The following is a 9,068-nucleotide window of genomic DNA, read 5'->3' as shown; positions in this document are numbered from 1 at the left end:
TCGCCGCCTGAGAACACGAACCTTCACATGCCCGGAGCATGCCGCCAGAGAATTTCCACAGCATTCGCGACACGACCCGAGCGCGGTCATGTGTCAGGCCTCCAGGTGCGGCCTTTCCCTGCCGCGGGCCGGTATGGAGATGCGCGGATCGGGTCCAAATCACTCTGGGCGCGCTTCGAAGGGCGCTGTGGCTTCCCCTGGTTTTCCCGATCCGGATCTTCGATCTTGTGTCCATGCAGTTCCTTCGCCTTCCTCACACCTCGCACGCCCGGCCCGTCGGCCGGTCGTGGTCTCCGCCCGGTCAGGCCATCGCGGCCCCCCGGTAATCCTCATTCTTCGTCATCATCGCCCAGACGCCGCGCGCCATCTTGTTGGCCAGCGCGATCGCCACCAGCATGCGCGGCTTCTTCGCCAGCATCCGCCCCAGCCAAGACCCCTCGGGCGCGCCCTTTCGCAGCGTCCGCTGCACAGTGGACATGGCGCCGATGATCAAGAGGCGCCGGATATCGCGTTGGCCCATCTTCGACGTCCGGCCAAGGCGCTGCTTGCCGCCCGTGGATTTCTGCATCGGCACGAGTCCGAGCCAGGCGGCGAAGTCGCGCCCGCTGCGGAAGCTGTCCATCGCGGGGGCGAAGGTCTCGACCGCCAGCGCCGTGATCGGGCCGACGCCCGGCATGGTCCGCAGGCGCCGGGACGTCTCGCCCTCCCCGGACAGGCGGGCGATCTCGCGGTCCAGCACTGCCAGGCGTTCGCCGATCTGCGCGATCTGCGCCAGGATTTCGCGGCAACACAGCCGAACCGCCTCGGGCAGGCCGCTGTCCCCGGCCTCCACGATCCCGGCGAGCCGCTTGACCTGATGCACTCCGATCGGCGCGGTATGGCCGAACTCGTAGAGATGCGCGCGCAGCGCATTCACGGCGACCGTGCGGCTTTCGACGAACTGGGTGCGGGTCCGGAACAGGACGGCGCGGGCCTGGCTGTCGGCCGTCTTGGGGTCGACGAAGCGCATGGTCGGGCGCAGCGCCGCCTCGACGATCGCCTCGGCATCGGCGCTGTCGTTCTTGTGGCGCTTGACGAAGGGCTTGACGTATCGGGGCGCGATCAACAGCGGCGCATGCCCCATGCCTGTCAGGGTGCGCGCCCAGTGATGCGCGCCCGCGCAGGCCTCCATGGCCACGGTGCAGGCCGGTTGAGAAGCCATGAAACGCTCGAACTGCAACCGCGTCAATTTCTTGCGGAACAGAACCGACCCGTCCGCCGCCGCGCCGTGGAGCTGGAACACGTTCTTTGCCAGATCCACCCCGATGATGCTAACTTCCTTCATGGATGCCTCCTTCCGTTTTCTTGGGCTGTAACACCCCAAGCTTGGCACATCGCGATGCCGTCAGGGAGGGAGGCATCCACTCCATCACCCGGAAGCCGGAGCCACGCGCGTCCGGCGCAAACACCAATGAACGCTGGCCTTTCGACCGGACACCGCTGGTGGCCGCTGGACCCCGTGTGGAGTCCGGCAAGGCATCCGGAGTCCGGAAGCCACCGGCATCCACCCGACCGAGGAACCTTGCCCACCATGATGCTGAGCTTCGCCCCGGACGCGATCGAGACCTGGCCGCTGTCGCGCCTGCAGCCCTACGCGAAGAACGCGAAGGCGCATGGCGCGGACCAGGTCGCGAAGATCGCCGCCAGCATGGCCGAGTTCGGCTGGACCGTGCCGTGCCTCGTGGGCGAGGACGGGGAGTTGATCGCGGGCCACGGGCGCGTGCTGGCGGCAACCCAGCTTGGACTGACCGAAGCGCCCGTGATCGTGCTCGGGCATCTGACCGAGGCGCAGCGGCGGGCGTACCGCATCGCGGACAACAAGTTGACCGAACTCGGCACCTGGGACGAGGCGCTGCTGTCGGCGGAACTGAACGACCTGCTGGCCGAGGATTTCGACCTGTCGCTGGTCGGGTTCTCCGACGGCGAGTTGGACAAGCTGCTGGCCTACGTCGCGGAAGACGACGGTGAAGAAAGTGGCGCCGGGGGCTCCGTGCCGCCGGTGACCATCCCCGAGCCGCCGCGCAACCCGGCCTCGCGGACGGGCGACCTGTGGATCCTCGGCGACCATCGCCTCCTGTGCGGCGACAGCACAAGCGCTGCCGACGTGCGCCGTCTGATGAACGGCGAACGCGCGGTGCTGTTCGCGACCGACCCGCCGTATCTGGTGGACTATGACGGCTCGAACCATCCGACCCGCAACAAGGATTGGTCCGCGTCCTACGGCACGACCTGGGATGACAGTTCTCAGGGCGCGGAGCTCTACGACGGATTCATCGCCGCCGCCGTGGCCGAGGCCATCGCCGAGGACGCCGCCTGGTACTGCTGGCACGCCTCCCGTCGCCAAGCGATGCTCGAAGCCTGCTGGGAGAAGGCCGGCGCCTTCGTCCACCAGCAGATCATCTGGGTGAAGGACCGAGGGGTTCTGACCCGGTCCCACTACCTCTGGAAGCACGAGCCCTGCTTCATGGGCTGGCGCCGTCCGAACCGTCCGCCGAAGGTGGCCGTGGAAACCCTGCCGTCCACATGGGCGCTGCCGAGTTTCGCCAAGGACGACCGGCCCGACCACCCGACGCCGAAACCGCTCGACGCCTTCGGGATCCCGATGCGCCAGCATGTGGCGCGGGGCGGGCTTTGCTACGAGCCGTTCTCCGGCTCCGGCTCGCAGATCATGGCGGGCGAAGCCAATTGCCGCCGCGTCTTCGCGATGGAAATCAGCCCGGCCTATGTCGATGTCGCCGTGGAGCGGTGGCAGGCCGAGACCGGCAAGGACGCGATCCTTGACGGCGACGGCCGGACCTTTGCGCAGGTGAGAGCCGCGCGGCTCGGCCACGATGCCGACGCCCCGGCCGATCCCCCGGTAACAGACACCGCCCCCGAACCCGCGCGAAAGCGCAAGACCACCGCGTGACATGCATGACCTGGCTTTACCTTCCTCCGGATGCGCTTCCGGAGCCGGAGACGCATGCCTCTTCGGCCTCTCCCTCTGCTCAGGCGCTGGCGGGCTTGATCTCGGGCTTGCCATCGCCATCCCCGGATATCGTGCTGTGGGCCATGTCGAACGGGAAACCTTCGCCGCAGCCACTCTCGTGGCGCGGATGGAAGACGCGTCCCTGGATCGGGCTGTTGTCTGGGACGATGTTGGAACCTTCGACGGCCGCCCATGGCGCGGCGCGGTGGACATCGTCACTGCGGGCTATCCGTGCCAGCCGTTCTCCGTCGCGGGCAAACGCCGGGGCGCGGACGACCCGCGGCACCTCTGGCCGCATGTCGCCCGCATCATCGGCGAGGTCGAGCCGCCCTTCGTCTTCCTCGAGAATGTCGCCCATCATCTCCGCCTCGGATTCCCCGAAGTCGCCTCAGGACTGGTCGGCATGGGCTACCGCCTTGCGGCAGGCCTCTTCACGGCGGCGGAAATCGGCGCGCCTCACAAGCGCGAACGTCTCTTCATCCTCGCCATTCGCGAGGGGGACGAGCTGGCCGACCCCGCGCGCCTGCTCTGGCACCCGATCGAGTGGCGGGAACCGGACGGAACTGCTGCGCCTCTGGCCGACGCCGAGGGCCAGCGCCAACGAGAACCGGCAGACGAAGCCGACGCCATCGCAGGAAGCAGGCCAGCACGGCATGAACCTGGCGACCACGGCCGCGCTCTGGCCGACGCCGCAGATCGACAGCTTCCGCAGCCGGGGTGGCGAGCGGAAGGACGAAAAGGGTCTGGACCGCATGGCGCGGGATTGGCCGACGCCGATGGCGAACGACGGCTGCAAGCCGAGCGCGGGCAACCGCAGGAGTGCCGACCTGACCCATGCGGCGGGGATGTGGATGACGCCGACGGCGCGGGATCACAAGGACGGAGCGACGACACTCGCGAACACGCCGGTGAACGGCCTGCTTGGCCGCCAGGTCCTGGTGACGCCGATGGCTGGGAGCGATACCTCCGAGCCGCGCCGGACCTTGAACCCGCTGTTCGTCGAGGCGCTGATGGGCTGGCCCACCGGGTGGACCGGCTTCGCCTCTGTGGCAACGGCGTGGTCCCCTTGGTTGCGGCGCATGCGCTGCGAACTCTGGCGGCTGAACTGCTGGCCGATGGATGAGGCAGCGGCATGAAGCAGTCCCGCCTCATGTCGCTGGTCGAGTCCGTCGCCAACGTGATCGTCGGCTACGGCGTCGCAGTGGTCACGCAGATCCTGATCTTCCCGGTCTTCGGGCTGCACACGACGCTGGCGCAGAACTTGAAGATGGGCGCGGTGTTCACCGTGGTGAGCATCGCACGATCCTTCGCCCTGCGGCGCCTGTTCGAGGCGATCCGGATGCGGGGCGACTAGATGGAGTAGCTGCCGAAGGGCTTTCCGAACTTCTCAACGCCCGATTTGCCCAGCAACGTTAGCTTGTTGTGCAGCTTGTGACCAGGAGAAGCGTTTCGGGCCTCGCGCGCCCAGACCTTGGCGTCAATTTCCCAGACATCGAAGTTCGATCCGTCCGGGGTGAAAGCACAGAGAACGACATCGATCCGCTCGAGAAGGGTGTTGAGACATCCCCATTGGGTGTTGCGCCCCTTCGCCGTGCGCAGCGTAGCTCGCCGACCGTCAGGTAGCTTGAGTTCTGTTGCCACAGGGCTGACGAGGTCGCCGATTTTGCTCGCAAGTGCCCGACCAGCTGAGATGCCAAACTCATACCCCTCGCGGCCGGTGAACTCGTCCTGTCCGCCACCCGGCTTGGAGGGTTTCGTCGATACGACCTTGGGAGCCTTCGGCAGAAATTCGTCCAAGGCACGAGCGGCAACGGATGCCGCCGATAGACTAGGGTTCTGAGTCAAGAATTCGCCGAGACGGGATGCCAGATTGGGATCCAGTCTAACCGTGATCGAGTCGACCATGCGCGCCACCATTCAAGAGGGTTGATGCACGCATCTTGCAGACCAACGATAGGATTCGTCAAGAGGTATGATTCATACCCCTTGACGTGTCGTGCTTCCGCGAAGCTGCGTCCAATCAAGCGATGCGGTAGACCCGCCCCCGATCCTCGACCTTCTCCGAGGTCACCTCGAGCCCGAGTTTCTTCTTCAGCGCCCCGGCCATCGCGCCGCGCACCGTGTGCGACTGCCAGCCCGTCGCGGCCATGATCTCCTCGATGGTCGCGCCGTCCGGTGCGCGCAGCATGGCGATCAGGGTCGCCTGCTTGGTGCCCTCGCGTGGTGTGCGCGTCTTGGGCGCAGCCTTCGGTTCGGTGGGGGTGTCCGATGCGGACTCCTCGGTCGGCGCGTCCGGCGCGCCCGCAGGCGCGGGGTTCGCGTCCTCGGGCTCGATCCCGATGGCGGCGAGGCCCGCGTCGGTGGCGACCAGCGTGACGCCGTGGCCGTCGCCGGTCTCGCGCCAGACGGGCTCGCCGTTGCGCATGTCTGCGTTGACCTCCTGCAGGAAGCCCTTCGCGAGCATCGCGCCGACCACCTTGGCGGCAGCGCCGCCGCGCAGGCTGTCGGGGAGCGGCAGGGCGATGTGCTCGGGCCGCTGGGCGGCGGCGCTCAGGATCAGGGCTTGGGTGTCGGAAAGCTTAGTCATCGTCGTCTCCCGTATCGGGACGCGCGGGATGCGGGCCCTTCTACGAGGCCAAGCCCGCCAGTCGGCGGGCAGGACCGGGAGCGGGTCGTCTCACTCGGCGTATTCGCCTTCCTTGAAGGCGCTGTTGGTGATCTCGCGCAGGCGGTCGCGGTAGTGGTTCAGGGTGCCGACATGGCCCCAGTTGATCTCGTCGGGGCTGTTCTCGAAATGGTCCGCGCTGAGGGCGGCGAGCCGCTCCAGCATGGCGTCGATCTCGAACTTGGCGGCGAGGAAGGCGTCGAGGGCTTTCGTGTTGTCGGTGGCGCGGCGGGTCATCGGTGTGGCTCCGTGGCTGAGTTGCATCGTCCTTGTGCAATCAGAATCGCTCCGCGACGCCCGAAAGTGTAGGCAATTCAGAGCCATATGATTGCTATCTGGCCGCCTGCGCTCAGATCAGCCCCATCCCGGCCAGCGATGCGCTGGCGGCGGCCAGTTGCGCGGTGGGCAGTTCGATCTTGAGGTGCGAGATGACGTCCGAGACCTCGGCCGCGATCCCGTCCTCGCGCAGGGCCGCCTCGATCACCTCGGCGACGGCATCGGGGCGGGAGCGGTCGAACTGGTCCGGAAAGGCGTCGTGATCGATGCGGATGGTGGTCGTGCTCATGGCGGGGTCCCTTCAGGATTGGGCGGCGGCGCGGCGTCCGGCCTCGTAGGCCTCGGCGAGCGCGTCGCGGATCGCCCGGACGGCGACGTCGTAAAAATCGAGCCGGTCGGAGTTCCGGGTCTCGAGCGTCTCGAGGAAGAAGCGCCGCTGCGCGATCTCCAGGATCAGGGCGTCGCGGGCGGCGGCGGGGTCGGTCTTGCGGCGGGTCATCGCGGTGGCTCCTTGGTGAGTTGCATCGTCCTTCTGGAGACACGTTCCCTCTGTCCGCGAGGCTTATCAACGAGATAAGCATATGAATCTGAACGATAATCGGAGCCGTCGATGCAGGGCATGAGCGAGCGCCAGTACGCCGCCCATGTCGGGCTGTCGCGGGGCGTTAGGCCATTGAAGGAACTTGGACCGTCTCGACCACCGCTGCTGACAAGATGGTCAGGTTGGTGGAGTGAGCGCTCAGGCTAAGATCACGAACATTGGTCCAGTATCACCTCTGAAATCCGACGATAGCCGATCCGATCCGGGCACGCACATCGGGTGGTTCACTATCCACGGCACGGGCAATGGCCAGAAGATCCTTGCGTGTGGCGTGGAGTTGATCGATCAGGGTGATGACGACGCCGAGCGCCGTTTCGTCGAGTTCAAGACCATCTGTCAGATCGCAAAGCAAGTTCAGGCGGGCGCAGTCGACCCGGCGAAAGACATGGACTGGGTCGCCCGCATTTTCCCTGCGCAGGGGAATGATCAGTTCGGACTCGACGAATGCGAGAAGACGGGTCCGCGTCAGCCCCGGAATGGCGACAAGCACGTCGTCCTCGGTCAGACGGTCGGTCATGATGCGGCCTCGTTGAGCAGATCGACGCGCGGGTCATGGGAATGGGTCTTGCGCCATTCGGTCAGGAAGTCGTGCAAGGATCCGTCGATCTCCGGGGGTATGACGATCTTCAGGTCTACAAGCTGATCACCGGCGGTCTTTCCCCCTTGATGGACTCTGTTGCACAAATCGGGTGACGGACAGGGTTCCCCTTTCCCCGGACAGACCTATCCCACGGCCTCTGTGATGGGGATGCCGAGCGCGGTGAAGCCGTTCAGGACGGCGACGCGGACCTGGAACTCGGCGACCTGACGGTCGAACTCGCGCGCGGAGAGGCGCTGGCCCAGCAGTTTGACGCAGTGCATCTTGGTCTCGGCGCGGCTTCGGCGGTGATACCCGCTCCATCGTCGCCAGATGGTCCGGCCGAGGCGCTTCGATGTCCGCAGGATTTCGTTGCGTGCGATGGCCCCGGCGGTGTCGGACTTCCATGGCCGGGCGTTGCTGCGGGGCGGGATGATCGCGGAAGCCCCGCGGGCGGCGATGGCGTCATGACACTTGCGGGTGTCGAAGGCGCCGTCGGCGGTGACGGTGGCGATTTCCTGCTCGGGCGGGATCTGGTCGAGCAACTCGGGCAGCAAGGGGGCATCGCCGATGTCGCTGGAGGTGAACTCCGTCGCGCGGATCTCCAGTGTCTGCTCGTCGATCCCGATGTGCAGCTTGCGCCAAACCCGGCGCTTGGAGCCCCCGTGCTTGCGCGCATTCCACTCGCCTTCGCCCTCGACCTTGATGCCGGTGCTGTCGACCAGCAGATGCAACGGCCCGTCCGATGCCCGGTAGGGAATGTTGACCTTCAGGGTCTTCTGGCGCCGCGACAGCGTGCTGAAGTCGGGCACGTCCCGGTCGAGGCCGATGAGGCGAAGCAGGCTCTCGACGAACCCGGTGGTCTGCCTGAGGGCCATGCCGAACAGCACCTTCATGGTCAGGCAGGTCTGGATCGCGGCATCGGTGTAGTGCGGCTGCCGCCCGCGCTTGCCGGTCGGCGCGGCCTCCCAGGCCATGTCGGGGTCGAACCAGATCGTCAGCGAGCCGCGGCGCTTGAGCGCTTCGTTGTAGCCTGGCCAGTTGCGGATCTTGTAGGCGGGGGGTGTCGGTCTGCTCAAGGCCCCAGCTACCACGCTGGAGTCACGTGATGAATCCCCTCAGTCCATTTGTGCAACAGAGCCCCCTTGATGCGCCACGCCGCGTCCACGCAGGCGCAGAACCCGGCCGGAACTCGCTCCTTTCGGGATCGTCAGATTGACAGGTCCGGAGATAGTCGGCGCCGTGACCTTCCCTCCAAGAATGGCCTCATCAATGGTGATGGGCAGGGTGACGAAGACGTCATCGCCGATTCGACGGAAGACGGGATGTTGGCTGACCGACAGCGTGATAAGCGCGTCACCCGGAGCACCACCCCCAAAGCCCGGCCCACCCTTGCCGCGAAGGCGCAGGGTCTGACCGTCATGTGCCCCTTGCGGGATCCGCACCGCCAGGCTGGCGCCGTCCGGCAGGGTGATGCGCATCTCACCCCCGCGCGCGGCGTCCAGAAAGGGCACTTCGAGCGCATATCGAAGATCAGGGCCGGGCGCGGAGTACCCGCGGCCGCTGAAATCATCGCTGCCCTGTCGTGTTCGCTGGCGCAGGATTTCCGCAAAAATGTCAGCCGGATCAACGTGGCTCTCAAACCCGCGCCGTTGCTGGTACGGATTTCCTCCGGCCTCTGCGAAATCGCGATAGTATTGGCGCTGCGGCCGTTCAGCGCCCGCCCCATCGATCTCGCCCGCGTCGAAACGGGCACGGGTGTCGGGATCCTTCAGCAGGTCATGGGCGGCAGCGATGGCCTTGAACCGCGCCTCCGCCCCGGCGTCGTCGGGGTGCAGGTCAGGATGGCTGGTGCGCACCAGCTTGCGGTACGCCTTCTTGATGTCATCCGGTGTGGCGGATTTGGTCAGGCCAAGAACGCCATAGGGATCAATCGACATCG

Annotated in this window: 13 protein-coding genes and 1 pseudogene; 4 read left to right on the top strand and 10 right to left on the bottom strand. The window is 66.4% G+C overall.

Annotation, left to right across the window (positions count from 1 at the left end; genetic code table 11):
* Positions 1–301: 301 nt before the first annotated feature.
* Entirely contained in the window at positions 302–1,324 is a 1,023-nt protein-coding gene (locus GH815_RS14755) for an IS110 family RNA-guided transposase (RefSeq protein WP_153749529.1), read from the bottom strand.
* A gap of 246 nt (positions 1,325–1,570) precedes the next feature.
* Between GH815_RS14755 and GH815_RS14750 the strand changes: the two genes are divergently transcribed.
* Together GH815_RS14750 and GH815_RS19285 are read left to right on the top strand one after the other, a co-directional pair.
* A complete protein-coding gene (locus tag GH815_RS14750; protein ID WP_153749528.1) occupies positions 1,571–2,947 on the top strand; it encodes a site-specific DNA-methyltransferase in 1,377 nt (458 codons plus the stop codon).
* Between the two features lies 1 nt (position 2,948).
* A pseudogene (locus tag GH815_RS19285) lies at positions 2,949–3,455 on the top strand (DNA cytosine methyltransferase); the annotation flags it as partial.
* Here the strand turns inward: GH815_RS19285 and GH815_RS19280 are convergent.
* Complete coding sequence (locus tag GH815_RS19280) at positions 3,396–3,608, bottom strand: hypothetical protein (protein ID WP_246176468.1); 213 nt, start codon at positions 3,606–3,608, stop codon at positions 3,396–3,398. The pseudogene GH815_RS19285 and the gene GH815_RS19280 overlap by 60 nt on opposite strands.
* A 52-nt stretch (positions 3,609–3,660) precedes the next feature.
* On the opposite strand from GH815_RS19280, the gene GH815_RS19275 reads away from it, so the two are divergent.
* Together GH815_RS19275 and GH815_RS14740 are read left to right on the top strand one after the other, a co-directional pair.
* Positions 3,661–4,143: a hypothetical protein gene (locus tag GH815_RS19275; protein WP_246176467.1), complete on the top strand. Its 483-nt coding sequence runs from the start codon at positions 3,661–3,663 to the stop codon at positions 4,141–4,143.
* Entirely contained in the window at positions 4,140–4,361 is a 222-nt protein-coding gene (locus tag GH815_RS14740) for a DUF7220 family protein (RefSeq protein WP_153749526.1), read from the top strand. The genes GH815_RS19275 and GH815_RS14740 overlap by 4 nt, the downstream gene beginning before the upstream one ends.
* On the opposite strand, the gene GH815_RS14735 is transcribed toward GH815_RS14740, so the two are convergent.
* The 8 genes from GH815_RS14735 to GH815_RS14700 all read right to left on the bottom strand — a co-directional run bounded on the left by GH815_RS14735 (position 4,358) and on the right by GH815_RS14700 (position 9,066).
* Entirely contained in the window at positions 4,358–4,912 is a 555-nt protein-coding gene (locus tag GH815_RS14735; RefSeq protein WP_153749525.1) for a hypothetical protein, read from the bottom strand. The genes GH815_RS14740 and GH815_RS14735 overlap by 4 nt on opposite strands.
* Before the next feature lie 115 nt (positions 4,913–5,027).
* On the bottom strand, positions 5,028–5,594 hold the full coding sequence (locus tag GH815_RS14730; protein ID WP_153749524.1) for a DUF3489 domain-containing protein: 567 nt from the start codon (positions 5,592–5,594) through the stop codon (positions 5,028–5,030).
* 90 nt (positions 5,595–5,684) lie between these two features.
* A complete protein-coding gene (locus tag GH815_RS14725) occupies positions 5,685–5,909 on the bottom strand; it encodes a hypothetical protein (RefSeq protein ID WP_153749523.1) in 225 nt (74 codons plus the stop codon).
* A 112-nt stretch (positions 5,910–6,021) separates the two neighbouring features.
* Entirely contained in the window at positions 6,022–6,237 is a 216-nt protein-coding gene (locus tag GH815_RS14720; protein WP_153749522.1) for a hypothetical protein, read from the bottom strand.
* A gap of 12 nt (positions 6,238–6,249) precedes the next feature.
* Entirely contained in the window at positions 6,250–6,447 is a 198-nt protein-coding gene (locus GH815_RS14715; RefSeq protein ID WP_153749521.1) for a DUF6900 domain-containing protein, read from the bottom strand.
* Between the two features lie 271 nt (positions 6,448–6,718).
* Positions 6,719–7,066, bottom strand: a complete 348-nt coding sequence (locus tag GH815_RS14710) for a hypothetical protein (protein ID WP_153749520.1) — start codon at positions 7,064–7,066, stop codon at positions 6,719–6,721.
* Between the two features lie 206 nt (positions 7,067–7,272).
* Complete coding sequence (locus GH815_RS14705; protein WP_153749519.1) at positions 7,273–8,205, bottom strand: IS5 family transposase; 933 nt, start codon at positions 8,203–8,205, stop codon at positions 7,273–7,275.
* Positions 8,206–8,244: 39 nt separating this feature from the next.
* Complete coding sequence (locus tag GH815_RS14700) at positions 8,245–9,066, bottom strand: DnaJ C-terminal domain-containing protein (RefSeq protein WP_153749518.1); 822 nt, start codon at positions 9,064–9,066, stop codon at positions 8,245–8,247.
* Between the last annotated feature and the right edge of the window lie 2 nt (positions 9,067–9,068).

It is taken from the genome of Rhodovulum strictum, from assembly GCF_009649175.1.
Classification (GTDB): Bacteria; Pseudomonadota; Alphaproteobacteria; order Rhodobacterales; family Rhodobacteraceae; genus Rhodovulum; species Rhodovulum strictum.
This window is presented reverse-complemented; position numbering and strand designations above follow the sequence as displayed.

Bases quoted from the DNA above. Each gene is read 5' to 3' on its own strand.
- GH815_RS14755 (WP_153749529.1), bottom strand. From the start codon at position 1,324: ATGAAGGAAGTTAGCATCATCGGGGTGGATCTGGCAAAGAACGTGTTC.
- GH815_RS14740 (WP_153749526.1), top strand. From the start codon at position 4,140: ATGAAGCAGTCCCGCCTCATGTCGCTGGTCGAGTCCGTCGCCAACGTG.
- GH815_RS14750 (WP_153749528.1), top strand. From the start codon at position 1,571: ATGATGCTGAGCTTCGCCCCGGACGCGATCGAGACCTGGCCGCTGTCG.
- GH815_RS14700 (WP_153749518.1), bottom strand. From the start codon at position 9,066: ATGTCGATTGATCCCTATGGCGTTCTTGGCCTGACCAAATCCGCCACA.
- GH815_RS14715 (WP_153749521.1), bottom strand. From the start codon at position 6,447: ATGACCCGCCGCAAGACCGACCCCGCCGCCGCCCGCGACGCCCTGATC.
- GH815_RS14730 (WP_153749524.1), bottom strand. From the start codon at position 5,594: ATGACTAAGCTTTCCGACACCCAAGCCCTGATCCTGAGCGCCGCCGCC.
- GH815_RS14725 (WP_153749523.1), bottom strand. From the start codon at position 5,909: ATGACCCGCCGCGCCACCGACAACACGAAAGCCCTCGACGCCTTCCTC.
- GH815_RS14735 (WP_153749525.1), bottom strand. From the start codon at position 4,912: ATGGTCGACTCGATCACGGTTAGACTGGATCCCAATCTGGCATCCCGT.
- GH815_RS14710 (WP_153749520.1), bottom strand. From the start codon at position 7,066: ATGACCGACCGTCTGACCGAGGACGACGTGCTTGTCGCCATTCCGGGG.
- GH815_RS19275 (WP_246176467.1), top strand. From the start codon at position 3,661: ATGAACCTGGCGACCACGGCCGCGCTCTGGCCGACGCCGCAGATCGAC.
- GH815_RS14720 (WP_153749522.1), bottom strand. From the start codon at position 6,237: ATGAGCACGACCACCATCCGCATCGATCACGACGCCTTTCCGGACCAG.